The 24,976-nt window shown below is 33.3% G+C and carries 21 protein-coding genes and 1 pseudogene; 17 read left to right on the top strand and 5 right to left on the bottom strand.

All coding sequences use genetic code 11. From position 1 onward, the window contains the following. The first annotated feature begins 14 nt into the window (after window positions 1-14). From ACPWTF_RS18510 to ACPWTF_RS18485, 6 genes and pseudogenes are all read left to right on the top strand, one after another. Window positions 15-567: pseudogene (locus ACPWTF_RS18510) on the top strand (K(+)-transporting ATPase subunit C). 448 nt (window positions 568-1,015) lie between these two features. Then, window positions 1,016-2,095 (top strand): porin, encoded by a 1,080-nt coding sequence (locus tag ACPWTF_RS18505; protein ID WP_427872448.1) that lies wholly within the window; start codon window positions 1,016-1,018, stop codon window positions 2,093-2,095. Window positions 2,096-2,243: 148 nt separating this feature from the next. Next, window positions 2,244-3,368 carry a sensor protein KdpD gene (locus tag ACPWTF_RS18500; protein WP_177210613.1) on the top strand — a complete coding sequence of 375 codons (1,125 nt, stop codon included), beginning with the start codon at window positions 2,244-2,246 and terminating at the stop codon, window positions 3,366-3,368. 137 nt (window positions 3,369-3,505) lie between these two features. After that, window positions 3,506-5,221, top strand: coding sequence for an ATP-binding protein (locus tag ACPWTF_RS18495; RefSeq protein ID WP_427872447.1), 1,716 nt, complete (start codon window positions 3,506-3,508; stop codon window positions 5,219-5,221). Window positions 5,222-5,548: 327 nt separating this feature from the next. Beyond that, window positions 5,549-6,310 (top strand): phosphatase PAP2 family protein, encoded by a 762-nt coding sequence (locus ACPWTF_RS18490; protein ID WP_250833848.1) that lies wholly within the window; start codon window positions 5,549-5,551, stop codon window positions 6,308-6,310. Window positions 6,311-6,386: 76 nt separating this feature from the next. Beyond that, entirely contained in the window at window positions 6,387-6,908 is a 522-nt protein-coding gene (locus ACPWTF_RS18485) for an exonuclease (RefSeq protein WP_427872446.1), read from the top strand. Window positions 6,909-6,917: 9 nt separating this feature from the next. On the opposite strand, the gene ACPWTF_RS18480 is transcribed toward ACPWTF_RS18485, so the two are convergent. From ACPWTF_RS18480 to ACPWTF_RS18470, 3 genes are read right to left on the bottom strand one after another with little or no spacing between them, the layout of a single operon-like run. Next, window positions 6,918-7,367 carry a GNAT family N-acetyltransferase gene (locus tag ACPWTF_RS18480; RefSeq protein WP_427872445.1) on the bottom strand — a complete coding sequence of 150 codons (450 nt, stop codon included), beginning with the start codon at window positions 7,365-7,367 and terminating at the stop codon, window positions 6,918-6,920. A gap of 13 nt (window positions 7,368-7,380) precedes the next feature. Beyond that, window positions 7,381-7,908: a hypothetical protein gene (locus tag ACPWTF_RS18475; RefSeq protein WP_427872444.1), complete on the bottom strand. Its 528-nt coding sequence runs from the start codon at window positions 7,906-7,908 to the stop codon at window positions 7,381-7,383. 23 nt (window positions 7,909-7,931) lie between these two features. After that, a complete protein-coding gene (locus ACPWTF_RS18470) occupies window positions 7,932-8,705 on the bottom strand; it encodes an XRE family transcriptional regulator (RefSeq protein ID WP_427872443.1) in 774 nt (257 codons plus the stop codon). A gap of 90 nt (window positions 8,706-8,795) precedes the next feature. Here ACPWTF_RS18470 and dinB point away from each other — a divergent pair, with 90 nt between their 5' ends. From dinB to ACPWTF_RS18440, 6 genes are all read left to right on the top strand, one after another. Next, window positions 8,796-9,977 carry a DNA polymerase IV gene (dinB, locus tag ACPWTF_RS18465; protein WP_427872442.1) on the top strand — a complete coding sequence of 394 codons (1,182 nt, stop codon included), beginning with the start codon at window positions 8,796-8,798 and terminating at the stop codon, window positions 9,975-9,977. Continuing rightward, a complete protein-coding gene (locus ACPWTF_RS18460) occupies window positions 9,977-13,030 on the top strand; it encodes a DNA polymerase III subunit alpha (protein WP_427872441.1) in 3,054 nt (1,017 codons plus the stop codon). The genes dinB and ACPWTF_RS18460 overlap by 1 nt, the downstream gene beginning before the upstream one ends. A 373-nt stretch (window positions 13,031-13,403) precedes the next feature. Beyond that, complete coding sequence (locus tag ACPWTF_RS18455) at window positions 13,404-14,786, top strand: exonuclease domain-containing protein (protein ID WP_427872440.1); 1,383 nt, start codon at window positions 13,404-13,406, stop codon at window positions 14,784-14,786. 39 nt (window positions 14,787-14,825) lie between these two features. Further along, the gene (locus tag ACPWTF_RS18450; RefSeq protein WP_250833855.1) at window positions 14,826-15,452 is read left to right on the top strand and encodes an alpha-ketoglutarate-dependent dioxygenase AlkB family protein; all 627 of its coding nucleotides are present in this window, start codon (window positions 14,826-14,828) and stop codon (window positions 15,450-15,452) included. Window positions 15,453-15,613: 161 nt separating this feature from the next. After that, window positions 15,614-16,075: a DUF1810 domain-containing protein gene (locus tag ACPWTF_RS18445; RefSeq protein WP_427872439.1), complete on the top strand. Its 462-nt coding sequence runs from the start codon at window positions 15,614-15,616 to the stop codon at window positions 16,073-16,075. Between the two features lie 158 nt (window positions 16,076-16,233). Next, a complete protein-coding gene (locus tag ACPWTF_RS18440) occupies window positions 16,234-16,635 on the top strand; it encodes an MFS transporter (RefSeq protein ID WP_427872438.1) in 402 nt (133 codons plus the stop codon). 90 nt (window positions 16,636-16,725) lie between these two features. Here the strand turns inward: ACPWTF_RS18440 and ACPWTF_RS18435 are convergent, their stop codons facing one another. Beyond that, window positions 16,726-18,135, bottom strand: a complete 1,410-nt coding sequence (locus ACPWTF_RS18435; protein WP_427872437.1) for an APC family permease — start codon at window positions 18,133-18,135, stop codon at window positions 16,726-16,728. Between the two features lie 235 nt (window positions 18,136-18,370). On the opposite strand from ACPWTF_RS18435, the gene ACPWTF_RS18430 reads away from it, so the two are divergent. The 5 genes from ACPWTF_RS18430 (at window position 18,371) to ACPWTF_RS18410 (ending at window position 23,628) form a co-directional block, all read left to right on the top strand. Then, window positions 18,371-20,137, top strand: a complete 1,767-nt coding sequence (locus ACPWTF_RS18430) for a T9SS type A sorting domain-containing protein (protein ID WP_427872436.1) — start codon at window positions 18,371-18,373, stop codon at window positions 20,135-20,137. A gap of 8 nt (window positions 20,138-20,145) precedes the next feature. Continuing rightward, window positions 20,146-20,544 carry a DUF5958 family protein gene (locus tag ACPWTF_RS18425; protein ID WP_427872435.1) on the top strand — a complete coding sequence of 133 codons (399 nt, stop codon included), beginning with the start codon at window positions 20,146-20,148 and terminating at the stop codon, window positions 20,542-20,544. A gap of 106 nt (window positions 20,545-20,650) precedes the next feature. Then, entirely contained in the window at window positions 20,651-21,409 is a 759-nt protein-coding gene (locus ACPWTF_RS18420) for a methyltransferase domain-containing protein (protein ID WP_427872434.1), read from the top strand. A gap of 415 nt (window positions 21,410-21,824) precedes the next feature. Further along, window positions 21,825-23,249: a sensor histidine kinase gene (locus ACPWTF_RS18415; protein WP_427872433.1), complete on the top strand. Its 1,425-nt coding sequence runs from the start codon at window positions 21,825-21,827 to the stop codon at window positions 23,247-23,249. Beyond that, complete coding sequence (locus ACPWTF_RS18410) at window positions 23,239-23,628, top strand: response regulator (protein ID WP_379801245.1); 390 nt, start codon at window positions 23,239-23,241, stop codon at window positions 23,626-23,628. Before ACPWTF_RS18415 ends, ACPWTF_RS18410 begins: the two co-directional genes overlap by 11 nt. Here the strand turns inward: ACPWTF_RS18410 and ACPWTF_RS18405 are convergent. Next, window positions 23,625-24,779 carry a LysM peptidoglycan-binding domain-containing protein gene (locus tag ACPWTF_RS18405; RefSeq protein WP_427872432.1) on the bottom strand — a complete coding sequence of 385 codons (1,155 nt, stop codon included), beginning with the start codon at window positions 24,777-24,779 and terminating at the stop codon, window positions 23,625-23,627. The genes ACPWTF_RS18410 and ACPWTF_RS18405 overlap by 4 nt on opposite strands. Between the last annotated feature and the right edge of the window lie 197 nt (window positions 24,780-24,976).

Raw genomic sequence — 24,976 nt, 5'->3', positions numbered from 1 at the left:
GAAACTTTAAAAAAATGAAAAATCTATTTTCTATAATAAAACTTACTGCGATTACATTGATTTTATTTGCGGTTATTTATCCTCTTGCGATTTACGGAATCGCACAAATTGCTCCAAATCAAGGGAAAGGAGAAACGATTTCGGTTAACGGAAAAGTGGTTGGTTATCAAAAAATTGGTCAGAAATTCGATAAGTCGAATTATTTCTGGGGAAGACCTTCGGCTGTTGATTATAATGCTGCCGGAAGTGCCGGAAGTAACAAAGGTCCAAGCAATGCCGAATATCTGGCTTTGGTTCAAAAAAGAATTGATACTCTTTTATTGGTTCATCCTTACTTGAAAAAATCTGATATTCCTGCTGATATGGTTACGGCTTCAGGAAGCGGTTTAGATCCAAATGTTTCTCCTCAAGGCGCTTTGATTCAAGTGAAACGTGTGGCTAAAGAACGAAAATTGGATGAAGCTAAAGTAAAAGCTTTGGTAGAATCTAAAATTAATTCGGCTGTTGTTGCAGCCTAAAACGGTTAATGTTTTGGAGTTGAATGTGGCGCTTGATGCGCTTCGCTAAGATGCTAAGGTTCTAAGATACTGAGGTTCTAAGGTTTTTCTCCTGCAAGGTTTTAAAAACCTTGTGGATATGAGAAGTCTCCATCAAGTATTATCATGAAGTAACCGCTTAGTTTGTCATCCTGAGGAATGAAGGATCACACAAAAAACTCCGTCCGCATGATCGTCAATCTTTGTCGAGCTCCTAGTGTGATCCTTCGTTCCTCAGGATGACAAAAAAAGGGCGAGAATTGGAATCGAAAAACTAAACTTACAATAATACCTAATAGGTTTCGGAAACCTGTTAGGATATAAAACCTATTATAATACAAAACGCCTTTTTACCCCAAATGCCCTAGCCCCGATAGAAACGAAAATCCTTTTGTTTGGGGGTTCCAAACAAAAGATTGTAGTGGATAGCGGGATTAGCTCCTAAAAAATCTACTAATAAATAATAGAATACCACAAAAATGAAAAAAATAATACTTACTGCTTTAATCGCTTTTGGTTATAGCAATTTACATGCACAAGAAGAATCCAAAAGTCCACTGACATTTTCAGGATATGTAGACGCTTACTATAGTTATGATTTCGGGAAACCAGAAAATCATACTCGGCCAAACTTTTTTTACAGTTATAATAAAAGTAATGAGGTAAACCTAAATTTAGGAATGGCGAAAGTGAATTATTCGAAAGAAAATATTCGGGGAAATTTCGCTTTAATGGCGGGAACTTATGCCGAGTATAATATGTCTGCCGAACAAGGTTTATTGAAAAATGTTTATGAGGCGAATGTTGGTGTAAAGATTTCGAAAAACCATAATTTATGGATTGATGCGGGAATTATGCCTTCGCATCTTGGCTTTGAAAGCGCAATTGGAAAAGATTGCCAGACTTTAACGAGAAGTATTATGGCTGAAAATTCTCCATATTATGAGACAGGAGTTAAAATTGGTTATACATCTGAATCTGGAGAATGGTATTTAGCCGGAATGTACTTAAATGGCTGGCAGAGGATTGAGAAAGTAGAAGGTAATCAGACGCCTGCTTTTGGAACTCAGGTTACTTACAAACCTTCTGATCGGGTTGTTTTGAACTGGAGTACGTATGTTGGAAATGAACAGCCAGATATTGACAAAAAATGGCGTTATTTCAACAACTTTTACGGACAATTTAAAGTAACGGAAAAGACAAATATTACGGCTGGTTTTGATATTGGATCTCAGCAATCTGCTAAAAACAGTAACAAATACGATACTTGGTTTTCGCCTGTTTTGATTCTGCAATACAAACCAGTTGACAAAATTCAGCTTGCAGTACGCGGTGAATATTATAGTGATGAAAAGGGTGTAATTATCGCAACTGAAACGCCAAACGGATTTAAAACATACGGATTTTCAGCTAACTTTGATTACTTAGTTACTGATAATGTTATGTTTAGAATTGAAGCGCGAAATCTTTCAAGTAAAGACGAAATTTTTACAAATAAAGACAATCTTCCAACGGATAAGAATACGTTTGTAACGACTTCGCTGGCGATTTCTTTCTAAACATTAAAAGATTTTTTACCATTAAGAGATTAAGAAAATTAAGTTTTAGCACCTCATTTAAATCTAGAATACAGAACATTAAGCTTAATGTTCTGTAGACTAAGAAAAGCTTAACTTCCTTAATCTCTTAATGGTTAAACCAAAAAATATGGAAAACGAAAATAATAACGCTCAGCACTTTCTAGATTTAATTCAGAAATCACGAAAGGGAAAGTTTAAAATCTACATTGGGATGAGTGCCGGTGTGGGCAAAACTTTTCGTATGCTTCAGGAAGCGCATTCGTTATTGAAAAACGGAATCGATGTCAAAATTGGCTACATCGAAACGCACATGCGGAAGGAAACGCATGAATTATTAGCGGGTTTGCCGATTATTCCAAGACGAACCATTTTTTATAAAGGAAAGGAATTGGAAGAACTCGATGTCCAGGCAATTATCAATCTTCGTCCAGAAGTGGTTATTGTCGATGAATTGGCGCATACGAACGTTGAAGGAAGTAAAAACGAAAAACGCTGGCAGGATGTTTTAGAGATTCTGGAAGCGGGAATAAATGTAATTTCAGCTGTCAATATTCAGCATATTGAAAGTTTAAATGAAGACGTAAAAAGGATTACCAATATTGATGTTCAGGAACGCATTCCCGACAATGTTTTGCGATTGGCTGATGAGGTTGTAAATATCGATTTGACATCAGAAGATTTGATTGCACGTCTGAAAGAAGGAAAAATTTATACGGCAGATAAAATTCCGACTGCTTTAGCGAACTTTTTTAAATCTGAACAAATTCTGCAATTGCGTGAATTGGCTTTGAAAGAAGTAGCAAGTCAGGTGGTTCGAAAAGTTGAAAATGAAGTTCCTAATCTGCATGCTTTACGACATGAAAAATTACTGGCGTGCATAAGCAGTAATGATAAAACAGCCAAAATTATAATTAGAAAAGCAGCAAGATTAGCCAGTTATTATAATGGTTCTTGGTATGTTTTGTATGTAGAAACTCCACAAGAAAGCAGCAATAGGATTGCACTTGATAAACAAAGACATTTAATTAATAACTTTAAACTCGCTGTGCAGTTAGGTGCGGAAGTTATTAAACTGGAAAATTCAAATATTACAGATGCTATTTTAACAACGGTAGAAGAAAAACAAATTACAACTGTGTGTATTGGGAAACCACATTTTAATTTGTTTAAAGTAATTTTGTCTACAACAATTTTTAGACGTTTACTAAACAAACTGTCTTTGTCAAATGTTGATCTTGTTATACTGTCGTAATTTTTCTAACCATTAAGATATTAAGAAAATAAAAGCTATACTTAATTTTCTCTTTGTAAGCTTCATTAAGTTCAAAGCTTAATTTCCTTAATATCTTAATGGTTCAAATAAAAAAAACTTGTTTTTAAATAAACGTCATGAGAATTAAAACCAAATTGAATCTGGGTGTTGGATTGTTATTTTTAATGATCATCATTCTCTCGTTAGTGAGTGCTTATTCTGTTTTTTTGATTAAGCAAGACACCGAGAATATTCTGAAATCCAATTATAATACTTTGGAATATTCCCGAAATATGATTTTTGCTTTAGACGGAATCAAATCGGGTTCAAAAGAGACGATTCAGAATTTTGAGGAAAATCTCGAAAAGCAGACTCAAAATATTACAGAACCAGGCGAAAAACAAGCCACTGAAAAACTGAAAGCGAGTTTTGCTCTTTTAGACAAAAACAATGCTGATGAATCTGTAAAAGCTCAGATTCGTCAGGATATTTTTGCGATTATGAAACTGAATCTGGACGCCATAAAACAGAAAAGCGATATCGCTAAACATTCGGCTGAAACGGCTAATTTGTCGATTGCCATTGTGGGAACTTTATGCTTTCTGATTGCTTTTAATTTATTGGTTAATCTACCCAATAATATTGCCAATCCGATTAGAGAATTAACGCAGAGTATTAAGGAAATTGCCAATAAAAACTATTCAGAACGTGTTCATTTTACGAGTCACAGCGAATTTGGAGATCTTGCGAAATCATTCAATACCATGGCGCAAAAGCTGGAAGAATATCATGATAGTAATGTTTATAAACTTCTTTTTGAGAAGAAACGACTGGAAACGCTGATCAATAATATGAATGATCCTATTATTGGTTTGGATAACGAAGGAATTGTTTTGTTTGTGAATGATGAAGCGCTGAAAATTATCGGTCTAAAATCGGAAGATATTATTGGAAAACCTGCATCTAAATTAGCCGTTTCCAATGATTTAATTCGTTCTTTGATTCTGAAAGAAACTGAAACTACTAAAAAACAGGCTCTCAAAATTTTTGCTCACGGAAAAGAAAGTTATTTCGAAAAAGAAATTCATAATATCACGATAACGCCAACAGGAGAAGAAAAAGAAATCAATATTGGTGATGTCATTATTCTTCGAAATATTACGCTTTTTAAAGAATTGGATTTTGCTAAAACGAACTTTATTGCCACCGTTTCGCACGAATTAAAAACACCAATTGCTTCTATAAAATTAAGTCTTCAATTGCTTGAAAATGCTAAAACGGGCAATATGAACGACGACCAAAAACAATTGGTTGAAAGTATAAAAGATGACAGTCAGCGTTTGTTGAAAATTACAGGGGAATTACTGAATTTATCACAATTGGAAACTGGAAATATTCAGCTAAATATTGGAAAAAGCAATCCACAGGAAATTGTGAAATATGCCGTAGAAGCTGTAAAAGTTCAAGCAGATCAAAAACAGATTCTGTTAGTTGTTGATGCCAATGAAAATCTCAAAAACGTAAAAGCAGATGCTGAAAAAACAGGCTGGGTTTTAATTAATTATTTATCGAATGCCATTAGATATTCGTCTGAAAAAAGCACAATTCTTATTAAATTAAAAGAAGAAAATAATCAAATGTTTTTTCAGGTTATTGATACCGGAAAAGGAATTGATACAAGATATAAAGACAAAGTTTTTGATAAATATTTTCAAGTTCCGGGAAGTCAAAAATCAGGAACCGGATTGGGATTAGCCATTAGCAAAGAATTTATTGAAGCCCAAAACGGAAGTGTTGGCGTAGAAAGTAATTTAGGATTGGGAAGCACATTTTGGTTTTCGTTGAAAGTTTAGATTTTTTTGCCACAAAGACACTAAGTCGCAAAGTTTTTTTTAAGCCACAGATTGCATAGATTAAAAGGATTTTTAATGGCTTTGTCTAAATTTAATTATTTGTATCAATTTATTGCATCTGTCAGTCTGAGCGAAGTCGAAGACCTTTTGTACTGTAAAGCCCTTCGACTTCGCTCAGGGTGACACTCAGAATAATAAAAAATAAGCCAATCTTAATTCAACTACCTCATTTAAAACCAACAAATTAATATTCCCTTAAGGTTCAATTAAGCCCAAAATACCTGCATCGAACATTCGTTAATTTTGTACAATATAACGACTAAGAAAATGTTCCACAAAACGATTTCCCTACTATTTCTATTCGGATTATTTTCTGTAAATGCACAGCAAAACGATTCGATTACAAAAATTGACAGTACTTCGCATCAGCTAAAATTCAATTACAAACAATTGATTATTCCTGGTGTATTAATTGGGTATGGTGTTATTGGACTTGAAAGCGATCAGCTGTTAAGCTTCAATTCGCAAATAAAAAAAGAAGTTACTGAAGACATTGACGAGAAAGTTACAATTGATGATTTTTCTCAGTATGCGCCTGCTGCATCGGTGTATGCGTTGAATGCTTTTGGCGTAAAAGGCAAAAACAATATGCGTGACCGCTCTGTAATATTGGTGACTTCGTATGCAATTATGGCTACAACGGTTTTAGGTTTAAAATCAATTTCACATGTAGAAAGGCCAGACGGAAGTTCAAACAACTCCTTCCCTTCCGGACATACTGCAACTGCGTTTATGGGTGCCGAATTTTTGTATCAAGAATACAAAGACAAATCAATTTGGTACGGAATTGCAGGTTACGCCGTTGCAACAGGAACTGGCCTGTTCAGAATTTACAACAACCGCCATTGGCTAACAGACGTCGCTGCCGGAGCTGGAATCGGGATTTTGAGTACCAAAATTGCTTATTGGATTAATCCGTATATCACTAAAAAATTGTTCAAATCATCAGCCGAAAATAAATCTACTTCTATGATAATGCCCTTTTATAATGGACAGCAATATGGTTTGGGATTTGCGAAGGTTTTTTAATTTATAATTTGTCATAAAATGCTATTATTCTTTATTTAATATTTTAAGTTTGTTAGAAAAACAAATCAAAAATTAAATGAGTTATATAGTTGTAGACATAGAATCAGACGGACCAATTCCTGGAGATTATTCCATGATATGCTTTGGTGCTGTGCTTGTAAATGACAAGTTAGATAAAACTTTTTATGGAAAATTAAAACCTATTTCTGATAAGTTTGATCCGCAAGCTTTAGCAATTTCAGGTTTCGACAGAGAAACAACTTTAGAATTTGATGATCCAAAAGAGGTAATGCTAAATTTTGAAGAATGGATAAAAGAAAATTCAAAAGGAAGGCCAATATTTATTAGCGATAATAATGGTTTTGACTGGATGTTCATTTGCTGGTATTTTCATCATTTTTTGAATAGAAATCCTTTTGGATATTCATCAAGAAGAATAGGTGATTTATACTGTGGTTTAGTAAATGATACTTTCGCTCAATGGAAACATCTTCGAAAAACGGAACATACGCATAATCCCGTTGATGATGCCATGGGAAATGCTGAAGCATTATTGCATATGAAAAATGAAATGCAACTGAAAATTGATTTAAAATAAACTCCAGAATTAAAGATTCATTTCCATAATCGGCATAAATCTATTTTTTATGGAAGTTTCAAATTCGCCGATTTTTGTAAATCCGATTTTCTGGTAAAATTGTTCGGCATTTGGTTCTGAATCTAAAATGATTTTCTGGCATTTTTCATTTCGCATTCTTTCCAAAAAATCATTCATTAGAAAAGAACCAAATCCTTTTCCTATATATTCAGGTAAAATAAATAAGTTATCCAATTTTACCTGATTACTTTCTAATCTTAAATAAGAATAATAGCCAACAATCTGATTCTCATCAACCAAATTAAAAGCAGGATTTGTTTCGATATAATCTATCGTGATCGTTAGACTATTACTCCATTTCTCCATTTGCTCATCCGAATATCCCCAATACGCTTTTGACTTTTTGGTGATTTCCGTTAAACGGATATGATCTTCGATTTTGGCTTTTTGGATGTTCATTTAAAATATCGTTTTAAAGTAATTTTCTATTTTCGACAATTGCTTTTTCATATTCGATTGAATCCTTTTTCTGTAAATTATCAATCAAATAATCTATTTGTGCTAAACCAATTTCTTTATATCTTTTGATATCCTCTTCGCTTAATTTAATTTCTCTTTGAACATCTGCTATTCCGCCTAAAAAGCACCACAGAAAATATTCTTCATTAAACACTCGAAATATAAAATTCCAATCTTCAAAATACAAAATCTGTCCTTCTATAGCTGTAAAATCTAAATAATTTTCAGCATATCTAAAACCTTCAAAAGCTTTGTTTGTAATTCGAATACTGATAAAACTCTTTTTACTGATTATTTCATTAATCTCTTCAACAGTCTTATCGTCAACACGATATAAAAATCGGAGTTCGTCCAGAAATTCTTCATCACTAATAAAACCAATAACTCTTAGAAACTTGTGAAATCGTTTATCCCATTCTGCAAGTGTTAATTCTGTTCTTGTTATAAAACTCACTGTGCCTGTATAAACAATAAATATCATTACTCTTAATTTCTATAGAACCTCTAGGTATTCGAAGTGTTATTCTTAATCTCTCGAACTTCACGTTTCAATTCTAAAAGCAAATCTTTCATTGCTCCGGTTTCTGTCATTTCTTGTTTTTTATCCGAACGGCCAATATTACATTCATATTCCCAAATCTCCAAAATATCAGAAGCTTTCACTTCATAATTCGGATAAAAGCTGTTATCAGATTCTAAAACCAAAGAGTTCTTTTTGTTTTTATTGAGACGTTTGTACACCATTCCTTCATTTTTAGTAATCAGAATATAGGTTTTACCATCCATCACCTCTCCTAGTTTTTCTACATAACGGCCAATAATGATAGAACCGTCTTCGTGTGGAGGCATTGAATCGCCTTCAACGGGAAATCCGCGATGTTTTCCAGCTGCTAAAAACGGAAGTGTAATTTGCTGTAAACTTTCAATATATTCAGGATCAGCATATCCGTTCAAATATCCTGCTTTTGCTTTTTGAGATACAATTTCAATAAAATTTTCTCCAAAACTATCCACTTGAATGGGCAAAATAAGTCGATTGCCTTCCAGTTTTATCAAATTTTGCACATCAATTTTACGGATATCGACAGATAATATCAAGTCAATACTCATGTGAAAATATAATGCAATCTTCTTTAGAATATCATACGGTGCTTCCGAAGTTCCGTCTTCGTATTTCACGTATCTTCCTCTTGTAATACTAAGGTTTTCAGCTAATTTCTCCTGTGATATTTTATGCTTAACCCTTAACGCTCTGATGTTGTCTGAAAATAAGGACATAATAAATTTGTTATAATTTGGAACAGCAAATATACAAAAAAATGTTACCACCTGTACTAATTTTGTTTCATACAAAAACAATAAGGAAAAATGGCACGGGCAATTGTACATATGGATTTGGATACCTTTTTTGTATCCTGCGAACGACTCACCAATTCTGAACTTAATGATATTCCGCTTATTATTGGCGGAGGCGATCGTGGCGTTGTGGCTTCTTGTTCGTATGAAGCCCGCAAATTTGGTGTGCGTTCTGCAATGCCTATTGCAATGGCAATGAAACTTTGCCCACAGGCAAAAGTCATGAAAGGAGATATGGAATTGTATTCGCGATTATCTCACGATGTCACAGAGATTCTCCAAGAAAAAGCACCTGTTTTAGAAAAAGCAAGTGTCGACGAATTTTATCTGGATATTACAGGAATGGATAAATTTCATGGAAGCTATAAATGGACAGATGAATTGGCACAAAAGGTAATTAAGGAAACTGGACTTCCGATCAGTTTTTCGTTATCGATCAACAAAACCGTTTCTAAAATCGCTACAGGCGAAGGTAAACCGGTAGGAAATCTTGAAATTCCAGAACATAAGGTACAGACTTTTTTGAATCCGCTTTCGATTCAGAAAATACCAATGGTCGGAACCGTAACTTTCCAACTCTTGTCCCGAATTGGTGTTCGTAAAATTCAGACTTTGGCCGAAATGCCTGCTGAGGTTTTACAGCAAATGATTGGAAAAAACGGCCTTGATATTTGGAAAAAAGCGAACGGAATCGATCATACACCTGTAGAACCATATAGCGAAAGAAAATCTATTTCTACAGAACATACTTTTTCTCAAGATACCATTGATATTGCAAAACTCAAAAGAGTGCTTTTGGGAATGGTCGAAAAACTGGCTTTTCAATTGCGTTCAGAACAATGGCTGACTTCAACAGTTACAGTTAAAATTCGTTATGCCAATTTTGATACCGAAACCAAACAATGCCGAGTTGCTTATACTTCAGCCGATCATATTTTGACTAAAAATGTAATAGAGCTTTTTGAGAAAGTGTATCAGCGCCGTATGCGTCTGCGTCTAATTGGCGTTCGCTTCAGCGGATTGGTGCGCGGAACGTATCAAATTGATCTTTTTGAAGACACTCAGGAAATGCTTTCACTTTATGAAGCGATGGATAAAATGAAAAGCCGTTATGGTTTTGATGCCGTAATGCGCTGTGCCGGAGCTCATTTTAAACCAAATACTAAAGACGAAATTTTAAAACGTAAGAAATAATGTATCTCAATTGTCATTCTTATCATTCTCTGCGCTACGGCACGATTCCGCTTAAGGATTTGATTGCCGAAGCTGTTTTGCATGGAGTAAAATCAATGGCATTGACGGATATAAATACCGTTACCGGAATTTACGATTTTATAAAAGCGTGTCAGGAAAAAGAAATCAAACCTTTGATTGGAATGGAATTTCGATGCAATCATGAATTCCGATATATTGGTCTGGCGCAAAATACAGAAGGTTTAGCAGAAATGAACAGATTCTTAACTGACCATAATTTCAGCGGAGAAACTTTGCCTTTACGTGCTCCAAAATTCAAATCGGTTTTTGTGATCTATACTTTAGAAAATGCTCCAGAAACGCTTTTTGAAAATGAATTTATCGGAGTTCGCCCTGAAGAAGTTTCAAGTCTTTTGACTTCAAAACATAAAAATAAAATCTCCAAAATGGTGATTTTACAGCCTGTAACTTTTAGAAGTAAAAAAGAATACAACCTGCATAAAGTGCTTCGTGCTATTGATACGAATATTATTTTATCGAAACTTACGGAAGCTGATTATTGCAAAGTTTCTGATGTGATGAAACCTGTAGAATCGATTCTACCATTCTATGAAAAATATCCTGAAATCATTTTAAATACACAGCGCATCATTGACGATTGTAATTTTCAATATGATTTTTCAGCTAAAAGAAATAAAAAATTCTATACAGAAAACCGTCAAAAAGATTTAGAAAAACTGACCGAATTGGCTTGGGAAGGATTTGAAAAACGTTATGGAAACGAAAATATTGAAGCGAAAGCTCGTGTAGAAAAAGAATTAAAAGTTATTGACGAATTAGAATTCAGTGGTTATTTTTTAATTACTTGGGATATTATTCAATATAGCAATAGTCAAGGTTTTATGCACATTGGTCGCGGAAGCGGTGCCAACAGTATCATTGCCTATTGTCTCGGAATTACCGATATCTGCCCTATTGAACTCGATCTCTATTTTGAACGTTTTTTAAATCTAAATCGTAAAACACCACCTGATTTTGATATCGATTGGAGCTGGCAGGAACGTAATGTAATTTTAGAATATATCTTCAGAAAATACGGTAAAGATCACGTTGCTTTTTGTGGAACGAATGTCGAATTTAAATACAGATCTATTTTTAGAGAAGTTGGAAAAGTTTTCGGTCTTCCTAAAGAAGAATTAGATCTTTTGGCAAAAAATCCGGAAGAACTTCATCCAACCAATAAAATTGTAAAATTGGTTCAGGAATATGGACAAATGATGGGAAAATATCCCAATCAACGAAGCATGCATGCGTGTGGAATTCTGATTTCTGAAGAACCAATTACCAATTATACTCCTTTGGAAATGCCTCCAAAAGGTTTTCCAATTGTACTTTTTGACATGCATATTGCCGAAGAAATCGGTTTTGACAAATTCGATATTCTAAGCCAGCGTGGTATCGGACATATTGATGATAGCGTAAAATTGATTGAAAAAAATAGAGGTATAAAAGTAGACATTCGCAATACTCCTATTTCTAAAGATGAAGCGGTTTGCAATTCTTATTTGGCAAAAGGAGACACAATTGGCTGTTTTTATATCGAAAGCCCTGCGATGCGCGGGTTATTACGCCGATTGAATTGTGATAATTATAAAATTCTGGTGGCGGCTTCGTCTATTATTCGTCCTGGAGTTGCACAATCTGGAATGATGAAAGAGTATATTTTTCGTCATAATAATCCAAATCAGTTTGAATATTTTCATGAGGTTTTTAGAGAACATCTTGGCGAAACATATGGCATTATGGTGTATCAGGAAGATGTGATAAAAATTGCCCAGCATTACGGCGGACTTCCTGCTCCTGATGGTGATATTCTTCGTCGCGCCATGTCAGGAAAAGGAAGATCTCTAGAAGCACTTCAGAAAGTAAAAGATAATTTCTTTGCAAGCTGCGCGCAAAAAGGGCATCCAGAAGCTTTGAGTCAGGAAATTTACCGCCAGATTGAATCTTTTGCGGGCTATTCTTTCTGCAAGGCGCACTCGGCTTCTTATGCCGTTGAGAGCTATCAGAGTTTGTATTTGAAAGTTAATTATCCTGTAGAATTTATGACAGCGGTAATCAATAACCAAGGCGGATTTTATAGAACCGAAGTTTATGTACACGAAGCTAGAATGTCGGGCGGAACTGTCCATAATCCGTGTGTGAATAAAAGCGAATATCAAACGACTTTGTACGGAACCGATATTTATTTAGGGTTTATGCACTTGCAGAGTTTAGAATCTAAAATTGCGAATTTAATAGCATCAGAAAGAGAGAAAAACGGCGATTATCTTTCTCTGGAAAATTTCATCAATCGCATTCCAATTGGAATTGAAGGCGTTAAAGTTCTAATTTTTATTGGTGCTTTTCGCTTTACAGGAAAAACAAAAAATCAGCTTTTGATTAGTGCGAGTTTGCTTTTAAACAATTTTAAACCCGAAAATCGAAATTTGATGCTTTTGCAAGAACCGGTAAAAGAATTCAAATTACCTGTTTTAGAACGTTCTATTTTTGAAGATGCTTTTGATGAAATCGAATTGCTGAGTTTTCCTGTTTCTTGTACGGTTTTCGATCTTTTACAAACCAAACATAGAGGTGATATTATGGCAAAAGATTTAGTAAAATACCATAAAAGACAAGTTAGAATGCTTGCCTATCTCATTTCCAGAAAACATGTCCCGACCAAAAAAGGTTCGATGTATTTTGGAACTTGGATTGATCATGAAGGCACTTATTTTGATACGGCACATTTTCCAGATAGTCTTGCAAAACATCCTTTTCAGGGTGGAGGCTGTTATCTTTTGTTAGGAAATGTTGAGGTCGACTATCATTTTCCGACCATTACGATTCTCAAAATGGCCAAAATGCCTTTTATTCCAGATCCACGATATATGGATTCTAAAGATCAATACAAAACACAAAATCAGATAAAGGAAGATGTTAGTTTGACGCATCGAGCGCCTTATCCGCAAGGACATGAAATTAATCTTCCGAGACATCGAATGAAGTTTTAGTCTTCAGTGTTCAGAATTTAGTGTTCAGTCACAGTCTCAGTTTTCAGTCGCGGTATTCAGAATACTGAACATTTTTGACTGAATACTAATTTTTACTAAACGCCAAAAATTGCTCGCAAAGACGCAAAATCGCAAAGTTTAATTTAAAAAAACTTAAAAAAGAAAATGCTTTGCGACTTTGCGAGATTAAAAAATAGAAATAACTAAAGAAAAACTTAAGTTATACACATAATGAAGAAAGGATAAGCCTTATCCGTAAGGACATGAAGTCACGGTATTCAGAATACTGAACATTGTGACTGAAAACTGAACACTAAATTCTGAACACTGAACACAAAAAAAATAACTAAAGAACAACTTACGTTATACACAAATGAAGAAGCAAGAATATGCCATAGTCGATATTGAAACCACAGGCGGAAATGCCAGTGGAAGCCGTATTACAGAAATTGCCATTATTATTCATGACGGTACAAATGTATTGGATCGTTATGAAACACTTGTAAATCCTGAACAGGACATACCTCCTTCTATTTTTGGATTGACAGGAATTAACAATGAAATGGTAGCCAATGCGCCCATTTTTGATGATATTTCAGAGAAAGTTTTGGAAATGCTTACCGATCGTGTCTTTGTTGCCCACAACGTGAACTTTGATTATTCATTCGTTCATCATCAACTGGAGCAAGCGGGTTTTAAATGGTCGGCAAAAAAGCTTTGTACAGTGCGTGCAGCTCGAAAAATCAAACCTGGACTGGGTTCGTATAGTTTAGGAAATCTGTGCAATTCTTTAAATATATCTTTAGAAAACAGACACCGTGCCGGCGGAGATGCCGATGCGACTGCTCTTTTATTTTCGCTTTTATTGGAATGGGACGATGCAGGAGAAATTGATAAAATGATCAAGAAAACAGCGCAAGATCAGCGTTTGCCACCCAATTTACCACAAGAAGATTTTAATAATTTACCTGACAAACCAGGAGTCTATTATTTTTATAATCAGGCAAAAAAAGTGATTTATGTTGGAAAAGCAATCAACTTAAAAAAGCGTGTCACTTCTCATTTTACAGGAAACAATATCAAACCGCAAAGACAGCATTTTTTAAGAGATATTCACGGAATTTCTTTTGAAGTCTGCGCGACCGAACTCATGGCGCTTCTTTTAGAATGTACCGAAATCAAAAAACTTTGGCCCACTTACAACAGAGCTTTAAAACGTTTTGAAGCCAAATTTGGCATTTATCAATACGAAGCTCGAAACGGCTATAAATATTTGGCAGTTGGTAAATTGAGCAAATTTCAGACTTGTATTCATGAATTTAATAGCCAATACGATGGCATTAATTTATTGCGAACTCTAGCCGAGCATTTTGAAATCGATCATCGTTTTTGTAAATATACAAGACCCGAAGAAGGCGAATTTTTCCAAAATAATGATACAAGAGATTTGCCTGACGTTTCATTTCATAACGAACAAGTCGACAATGCTATTGAATTTTTATTGAATAACAGACCAAGTTTTGCCATTATAGACAAAGGACGTTCTAGAGACGAAAGAAGCTGTATTTGGATTGAAAATGGTCATTTTCATGGAATGGGCTACATTCCGAGAGATGTTGCCATCAACGATTCTGATGAAGTAAAAAATTATGTTACGCCTTATAAAAGCAATCAATATATTGAACAGTTAATTTTTGCTTACGCAGAAAAACATCCGAGAAAAATATTCTTTAACAAACAACTTTTCATTTCCTAAACCAATAAAAAATAGAGCTGTAAAACTAAAATCTGAATTATGACACTATTTAGCGACACCGAATTATTTACCACAGGTTTGGGAGGAAAAAAAATATTTGACATTCCAGATTCTGAATTAATTTTAATCGATAACTTTTTCACCAAAGAAGAATCGGATGCTTTTTACGAGAGAATACTTCGCAAAACCAAATGGAGAGAGTATGAAATGGAAATTTACGATAAAACTTATACCGTTCCGCGAATGATTTCTTGGTATGAAGATAAAGATAATCCTGGCGCAGATCCAAACGGACCAGATTGGACTTATGAATTGTTAAAAATTAGAGGCCGTGTAGAAAAAGAAACACAACTTGATTTTAATACCGTATTATTGAATTTATACCGAGACGGAAATGATGGCGTAGGTTGGCATAGCGACAAAGAACATAATACAGGACCAAATCCCATTATTGCTTCCGTCACTTTTGGAGAAACGAGAATGTTTAAACTTCGCCATAAATTCAGAAAAGAAATTCCGCCAATTGAGATTCCGCTTCATCATGGATCTTTTTTATTGATGGCTGGAACTACTAATAGTTTTTGGCAACATCAAGTTCCAAAAACGGCTCGCGATGTTTTGCCAAGGATCAATCTTACCTTTAGAAGAACCAATCGAAATCTTTGATTTTTATAGCATTGAATCTTTAAAAAGAAGTAATTTTTACTTAAAACAACGTAAGATATTCCTTCTTTAAAAAGTTAAAACATGCACTATATGAACCTTTTACTAGGCAAAACCTATCTTTTTTACTATTTTTGCAACCTTTTTTAAAATACAATACCGTAATGGCTTATTCGAACAATGATTTAGCGCGTTTCTTAGACGCACAGAACAAACTTTATCTTACCGCTCTTTCTGAAATCAGTAAAGGGAAAAAAGAAACACACTGGATGTGGTTCATTTTCCCGCAAATAAAAGGCTTAGGAAAAAGCGATACTGCAAATCTTTATGCCATTAATGATTTAAAAGAAGCTACAGATTATTTGGAGCATCCAATTTTGGGAAAACATTTAATAGAAATTTCAGAGTTGTTTTTGACTTTTAAAATGAAATCGGCTGACGGAATTTTAGGAGATTTAGATGCTCGAAAATTGCGTTCCTGTATGACTTTGTTTTCTTTGGTTGAAAATGCAAATCCGATATTTCAAGAAATTTTGGACGCTTTCTTCTCTGGAGAAACCGATCCGCTTACTTTGTCTATTATTAATTCAACTATAAAATCTGTTGATGAACCAGTTACCATATAACTAGAGTTTTCGACGATTATTTACATTTAAAAGACACTAATTATAGTGTCTTTTTTTTGTTTGCAAACTTAGGAGTTTAGTAAAACTCAAACATAAATCATTCATTTAAAAAGAATTAATCTTAAATTGCATAATTAACCTCAAATCTAAACCAAATTATGACCGAAAAAATCAAAGCTTTACAAATTATCCATCTTGGCATTTGCGCAGGAACCATTATCGCTTATTTTATTGTGGGCGATATTTCGCTAGAAACACTACAAGTTCCTACTGTTGATTCTGCTTCCATAATATATCTTGCAATTCCTGTTCTAGCCTTTGTTTTGAGTAGTATATTATTTAAAGCGCAATTAAAACAGATTGACCCAAAGCTAAAACTTGAAGATAAATTGCCTATCTATCAAACAGCTTCAATTATGCGATGGGCAGTTTTGGAAGGCGCAGCTTTTATTATTTTATTTCTTAAACCTGATTTTATACTATTCGGAATTCTTCTCATTATCTATCTTATTTTTCTAAGACCAACAGAAGAAAAAATTAATAACGATTTATCCAATTAGTAAACCGCACATACCTTAAATAAAAAAGCATCTTGAAATAGATCAAGATGCTTTTTTATTTAGTAGTTTTTCAACTTCAAATAGAAAATATTATTCGCTTGGTTTTGTTAAATAGTAAACTGGAATTCCAGTTAGCATAATTAATACTCCCCAGCCACAGGTTGAAAATTTTGTAATTAATAACGAAACGCAAATTGCTGATGCTACAATAATATATACCATTGGCAAAAACGGATATCCAAAAGCTTTATAAGGTCTTTCTACATCTGGCATTTTTTTTCTTAGAATAAAAATTCCGTAAATAGTCAAAATGTAAAAAATCAGTACAATGATAATTACGAAATCTAATAAATCGCCATATTTCCCTGTTAGACATAAAGCCGAAGCCCAAACACATTGCGCCCAAAGTGCCCAAGCAGGAACACTCGAACTATTTAAAACAGCTGCTTTTTTGAAAAACAAACCATCTTTTGCCATTGTATAATATACTCTTGCTCCAGCCATAATTAATCCGTTGTTGCAGGCAAAAGTCGAAATCATAATCATAATTGCGATAATCAAAGCTCCGATATTTCCAAAAATATAATCTGAAGCCACAACTGCAACACGATCAAACTTTGCTGTTGCAATTTCGTCAAACGGAATTACAGCCAAATACATCAGATTTGTCACAACATAAAGACAAGTAACAATAAACGTTCCTAGAAACAGGCTAAGACCAACATTTCGTTTCGGATTTTTAATTTCACCCGCGATAAAAGTCACACCGTTCCACGCATCGCTAGAAAACAATGATCCAACCATTGCTGCCGAAATTCCAGAAATTAGAGCCGTTCCACTAATTGGAAGCCATGAACCGCTTTCTTTGTCAAATGTTCTTGTACTCCATCCGTCTGCCCAGTTTGCATCCCAAACAGAAGCTTTCGCGGCAAGCGTTAATCCAAAAATGACTAAACCAAGAAGCGATAAAATTTTAATTATGGTTAAAACGGTTTGTAGAATTTTTCCGTTTTTTACTCCACGACTATTAATAAAAGTCAGAATGATAATGGTTAAAATCGAAACTAGCTGCGCTGCATTCAGTTTAAAAGCGCCCAATTCGTAAAGAATATTTTCATCACTTAACGGCTCATACAAATAAGCTGCAAATTTTGAAAAAGCCACTCCTACTGCCGCGATAGTTCCAGTCTGAATAACCGCAAAAAAACTCCAGCCGTATAAAAAGGCAATCAGCTTATTATAAGCTTCTTTCAGGTACACATATTGTCCTCCTGCTTTTGGGAACATCGCACTCAATTCGCCGTAACTAACTGCTGCGACAACAGTAATAAATCCAGACAAAAGCCAGATCAAGGTAAGCCATCCCGCCGAGCCCACTTGTCTGGCTATATCGGCGCTTACAATAAATATCCCAGATCCGATCATAGAGCCAACCACAAGCATGGTTCCGTCTAAGAGGCCGAGTTCTCTTTTAAAATGTTCTTGGTCGTTTTCTTGCATTTTTATTGGTTTAGGTTGGCTAAAGATATACTTTTTTTGGAAATTTCAATTAAAGAAAACGATTTCATGATATTTATTGCATTAGGAAACTTTTAGTCTATTTAGTAAAAAAATTAGAGACTTTTCTTGTTTAAAATTTATTTGTCTTTGAACATTATATTGACTTATATTTATCACGAAACTAACTAACCTTTGAATTATACATTTAGACAATGTGTTAAAATTAGCATTCCCCATGAAATTACAAATTTTTACATTTTTATTCTTTTTACTTACTACTATTTCCCATTCACAAATACCTGTCGCTGGCGAACTTGATACTAGCTTTGGAGATTCTGGAACCTTAACTCTTGATGAAAAAACGTATCTTTTGCCTTATTCAATTAAGGTTCAACCCAAAACAGGGGATATACTTATTGCCGGTTGTTATGAAAAGACCGAAGGGCATTTTGTTGGATTTGTAAGAAAGTATGATTTTTATGGCAATCCTAAAAAAGATTTCGGAACAAACGGCTTTCTCGAAATATCTGATTTAGTTTATAAAAGCTATGTACTATACAGAACATATTTTGAATCTTCTGATAATGATTCTCGTATTTATATACGAGGAGGACGCTCTAATTTAGATGGTTCATCTGTTTATTTTATCAGTAGATATTTGTCAAATGGAACCCTAGACACAAGTTATGGAACAAATGGTTCAATTAATGTTCATGGCCAAATACATGGAAATTATATTTACTCTCTCCTATTAAACCCTATTACTCAACATCAAACTCTTAATCGTTATAATTTATCCGATGGATCCTTAGATTCGTCATTTAATAATGGAGATCTTCCTTTTTCAAATTCAGAAATTACATTATATCGAAACCAATATGACCAAATAAACTTTCAAGATGATGGAAAAATGATTTTATCTGGATATGAAGGTCAAAGAGGTATTATTGTGTGTTTTGACAATACTGGCCATATCGATACAGGTTTTGGCGTTAATGGATTTTATAGAGCCGATCCGAATTATGTTAAAGATATTTTTTTTACTAAAATTCAATCTGATGGGAAAATTATTTTCCTAAATCGACAATTTACGACAAACAATCCTGCAACTATTTTAGGACGATTAAACAAAGATGGAAGTCTAGATACGAGCTATGGCGATTCTGGTTATTTCAGACATAGGCTATATGGCTCAATCTTTTTTGCAGACATAGCTCTACAATCCGACGACAAAATAATTTTTTGTGGTAGTTACAATTTCGAGAATAATGACGATAATTTTTTATATACTACAAGAGTATCTAAAGAAGGTAAACTTGATTTTTGGAAAAATGATTTACCAAGTATCTACTCTGAAAATTGGTCTCTTGCTTTAGTAAAAGATTCTTATTTATTTTCATTAGGACTTAAAAGCCCTAATGTATTCGAAAAAAATTTTCCTCTTATTAGGAAAATGTTTTTAAAAGAACCTGAAATTTCAATTAACGGAAGTAGTCTTCCAGATAATGCAACAGATATAGTTCTACCTACAAATGATGGTATTTTGTACACTATAGATAATGTGGTATTATCTCAAGGCGATATTAAATTTCGCTTAGACAAGTCAGATAATTTATATTGGGGTAAATCAGAATCAGCGCCATTTCTTTCTGGAATATCTACTATGGGAGCTGAAACTATTAAAATAGACACACCAGGAACCTACAAAATCAATTTTAATATAAAAACTGGTGCTTATAGTCTTATTAATAATACATTGGGAATAGAAGATTTTAACAATCAAAAATTGAAATTTGTTTTTTATCCAAATCCTTCAAAAGAAAAAATAACTTTTAATGAGAACTTGAAATCAATAAAAGTTTATGCTACAGATGGAAAATTAATAAATAGTAATTTGGTTAATAACGAAATCAATATTAGCAGTTTTCCAAAAGGAGTTTATTATTTTCAAGTCGTAACAGAAACCGGTATTGTAATTGGCGATAAATTCATTAAAGAGTAAAAAACATATTGAACAAGACAGAAGAAATAATCAATAAGATCGCCCAAGATAAAGTAAATTTTCATCTTGGATTGCATATTTTGCTAGAAGAAGAGTACAATTTTAAAGAGCTTTTTAATACTCTACATAACTATATTATTAATTCTATTCCAAACAAAACAGATTATAATTTAGAAGCGTATCAAAGAGCAATAAATAGTACTCCACTAAAACCAACTTTCACGCCAATTATAATCTTAAAAAGTTTCTCCACCAAAATGGCTTTCAATAAATTGGCTTCATTGCCAGAAAATGAAAATAAAAAAGTAATAACCTCTTTACTTTGGATATTTAAAATTACAGATAAAGAAAGAAGAAATACAGAATGCAAAAACGGTTGCGGTCATCTTTGGCATGAATTAGAATAACTTTAAATAAGTTTTTCAATTTTAAATTGAAAAACAACAGAACGATCTTTTTCCCTTGGTTTTGAAGCATTAGAATTTTTCATTAATTTTAAATAAAAACAGCATCATGACTTGGGATCCAAAAAAATACAACGAATTTAAAGAAGAACGTTCTAAACCTTTTCATGATCTTACAAGTCATATTGTTGACAAACCCAATCTGAAAGTTATAGACCTGGGGTGTGGAACGGGTGAACTTACCCAAAAATTATATCAAAAACTTACCAATCCATTTGTTTTGGGTATCGATAATTCTGCTGAAATGTTGACGAAAGCTCCAATACAAGAAAATCTTGAGTTTAAAGATAAAACCATTTTAGAACAGATTGCTGACGAAACCAAATGGGATTTGATTTTTTCAAATGCCGCATTACAATGGATTGATAATCATTACGAGCTTTTCTCCAAAATTATATCGCGCATTAATTCAGGCGGACAGCTAGCGGTTCAGATGCCTCAGCAAAATGAAAATATCCTCAATAAAATACTTTTCCAATTGGTGCAGGAAGAGCCCTTTGCATCGTATCTTAAAAATTGGACACGTCCTTCACCAGTATTGACTTTAGATGAATATGCCAAAATCCTTTTCGAAAATGGCGGTACAGATTTGGTTCTGTATGAGAAAGTTTATCCTATTATTTCTACTAAAAAAGATGACTTTTTTGAGTTCATTTCGGGTTCTGCCTTAACTGTTTATCAAGAAAGATTGAATGAGCAGGAATTTACTGCTTTAACAACAGAATTTAAGAAAAGAATAGATGCTTATTTCCCTTCAGTTCCTTCAATCTACGCATTTAGACGATTGATTATTTACGCTAAATTTTAAAGAGACGATTCATTGAATCAGCCTTTAATCTTTAAACAAAAACAATTCTTGTTTTTGTTTATTTTAATGCCTCATAAATTCCTTTTTCACTTCAAAATTGAAATCAAAAGTTGCTTTCTTTCAACAATATTCCAATAAAAAAACCCCAAAAAAAGCACAACGGATTAACCATCAAACACTTAAACAAAATTATTTAGAATGGAAATATTTTTGTTTCGTATCTATTTTTTTTCTTAAAACCATAAGATAAATTTTACTATATTTGAGATTATCATTATAAAAGCATTTAAAAAGAGCGAAATACCTTAACAAGTGTTTAATGTTTAATATAAATTAATTTTCCCAAATAATTATTTATTCATACTGACAAAAAACGCAAAAGGCACTTTTTCATTAACCTACTAATTTTAAGATTATGTCTAAACTGCAAGCTTTAAAAAACTTTCGTTTCCCAAATGTTTTCATCCTTATTTTAATCGTTTTTATTTCGTGTGCATTGCTAATCTGCATCAATTTTTTTACAATTAAAATCTTATCTGCCAATAGAGCTTATGTAAACGGGGAATCACATTATTCGAAAGGACAAAAAGATGCATCAAGACATTTAATTACCTATTTATTCACCAAAAACCATACACAATGGAAATTGTTTCTTGAAGAATTAAAGGTGCCCCAAGGAGATGGTATTGCAAGAATCACGCTTTTGAAAGCTGGAGACAATAAAGTTGCTCGCAATGGATTTTTAATTGGCCGAAATCACGAAGATGATCTAGATGATCTTATCTGGCTATTCGAAAATTTTAAAAATGTCAGCTTTTTATCTAAAGCCATAAAAGAATGGGGAGAAGGAGACAAATTAATCTTTGATTTATTTGTTATCGGCCAGCAGATTAATGCAAAAATCGAACATAATATTTTAACCTCAACAGATCAGAAAAAACACTTAAAGCAAATTAGCTCAATAAGTGACCAATTAACTATTAACCAACGTAATTTTTCTAATACGCTTGGTGAAGGAACCCGAAAAATAAAGGATTTACTAATTATTACAAACATCTTTTTTATTCTGGTTATAATCTGCAGCGTTTGTCTTTATTATTCGATAATGGTCAAAAGACTACTGATTTCGAAGAAAGAAACGGAAGTGAAAAATGAAAATCTGATTATTGTAAATCGCGAATTGGATCGATTTGTTTACAGTGCCTCTCACGACTTGAGATCTCCAATTACTTCTTTAAAAGGCCTTATCGAAATAACAGCATTGGAGGACGATGCACAACAGGTTCGAAACTATCTAGAAATGATGCATCAAAGTCTTGAAAGGCAGGATCAATTTATTAGCGACATTATTGATTATTCTAAAAACAAAAGAAAAGAAATAATCTTGGAACCCGTAAGCCTGAAAGAGTTGTGCAATGAAGCCATCCTTCAATTAATGCATATTGAAAATGCAAACAGAATTAAATTTACGCAAGAACTTTTAGTAGATCAGATTGAAAGTGATGGTCTTCGGTTAAAAATAATCATCAATAACCTACTCTCGAATGCTATAAAGTATGCAGATTGCAGCAAACAAGAAATGTTTATTACAATAAAGACATACTTTAGCGAAGGCCTAAATAAAATTGAAGTAACAGATAACGGAATTGGAATTCATGACGATCATAAAGCCAATATTTTTGATATGTATTTTGGAACAAACAAAAATAAAGGTTCAGGATTAGGCCTATATATTGTAAAAGAAGCTGTTGAAAATATTAAAGGAGATATTTCTGTTTTTTCAGAAAGCAGTGTTGGAAGTAAATTTATAGTAACAATACCAAGTTCATATGCCGTATAAATCTCAATTTATAATTATAGAAGACAATTTGATTGATCAATTTGTCACTAAAAAATTACTTAAAAAAGGGCTCGACATTAATCCTATCTACATAGCTAATAACGGACGAGAAGGAATTAATTGGATACTAAAGCATCAGCCACAAAACCCTTTGATTATTCTTTTAGACATTCAAATGCCTATTATGAATGGTTTTGAATTTTTGGAAGAATTTGACAGATTACCAGAAGATTTAAAAGAAAGAACCGAAATTTTCGTGCTTTCTTCGACTTTAGATATCGATGAAATTAAAAAAGTCAAAGAGAACAAATATGTGTCTGACTTTTGGACTAAACCTTTTAGATTAGAAATATTGAAAAATGCTTTTCTAGAAGCTTAATTTAAAACGCGATTTACTTGAGAGAAAGCTCTTGTGTAATATGGTTCTTTTGTAGAAGAAATCATAACCCCGCCATGAGTTGATGAATGTACAAATTTAATCTCACCATCAACATTTTCAACAACCATACCTACATGATTTATATGACGTCTGCCGTTGGTTCTAAAGAAAATCAAATCGCCTTTTTGAGCTTCCTCCGACGCTACTTTTGTTCCTATTCGAGATTGCTCTATTGAGCTTCTCGGCAATTTAATATCAAAATTACCAAAAGTACAGAACATTAATCCCGAACAGTCGAAACCTGCTTTTGTTGTTCCGCCTGATCTATATCTAATACCTATATTTTCAGTTGCACTTGCTATTATCTGATCAATTAATCCAGAATAATCTCCTGTCCTTACAACAGTTGAATCTCTTTTTATTTCTGGAGCAGCTTGAGCTACTTGATTAGAAGGAGTATCTATTTGTGAATTATTATCTTGTAATGCTTTTGCAGACTGAATCGCATCTGCTTTTTCTTTTGGAACTCGAATCTTCAACAAATACCCAACAGGAACTTTTCCTTTAATTGACGGATTCTGACGTTCTAATTCTGCAACTGTAATACCATATTCTTTAGAAATGCCGTATTTTGTTTCTTTAGCTTTTACTTCTCTATAAAGTTCTACATCTGTCGAAACCGCTTCAGCAACTGCTTCTACTGGCTTTTCATTAATTGAAACTATATTATTAGAAGGAATAATAATTTGCTGTCCTATTTTTAAGCCTTCGGTTTCCAGAGATGGATTTGCTTTCTTTAGATCATCAACAGAAACATTATATTTTTTAGAAATTCCCCAAAGCGTTTCTTTTGAGGCTACTTCATGAGTTCCAGAAGTATTAAGAGGAGTATCGTTTACTGCAATTTCTTCATTTTTTGACTTTGTCTTTGCAGTACTTTTGTTTTTATTCGGAATTAAAAGTGTCGAGTTTAGTTTTAATACCTTGGGAGCATTCGGGTTTGCATCTGCAATATCCTTTACTTTTACTCCGTATTTTTTAGCAATAACAGAAAGATTTTCCCCTTTTGAGATCTTATGCTTAATGAAATTATCCTGCGCAAAAGCTCCAACACTGAAAAAAAACAACACTATTATTAACCGATAAATCATACTCTCTTATTAAAGTTTTTACACTTTTTTAAATTATACATTTATTTCAACTCAAAAAAAGCAAATATATTGCCTAAAAAGCGAATTTAACTTTTTAAAGTAAAAAAATCGGTATTTTTAACAATTATTTTACCTCAAATTAACAGCCTCGGCATAAAAATTGAGCCAAATTTTTGAAAAGCAGTTTTTTATAAAAA

Origin of the sequence: Flavobacterium sp. MMS24-S5 (assembly GCF_050320125.1) — a bacterium.
Classification (GTDB): domain Bacteria; phylum Bacteroidota; class Bacteroidia; order Flavobacteriales; family Flavobacteriaceae; genus Flavobacterium; species Flavobacterium tyrosinilyticum.
The sequence above is the reverse complement of the archived record's forward strand: the minus strand, read 5'-3'. Positions and strand labels throughout refer to the sequence as shown.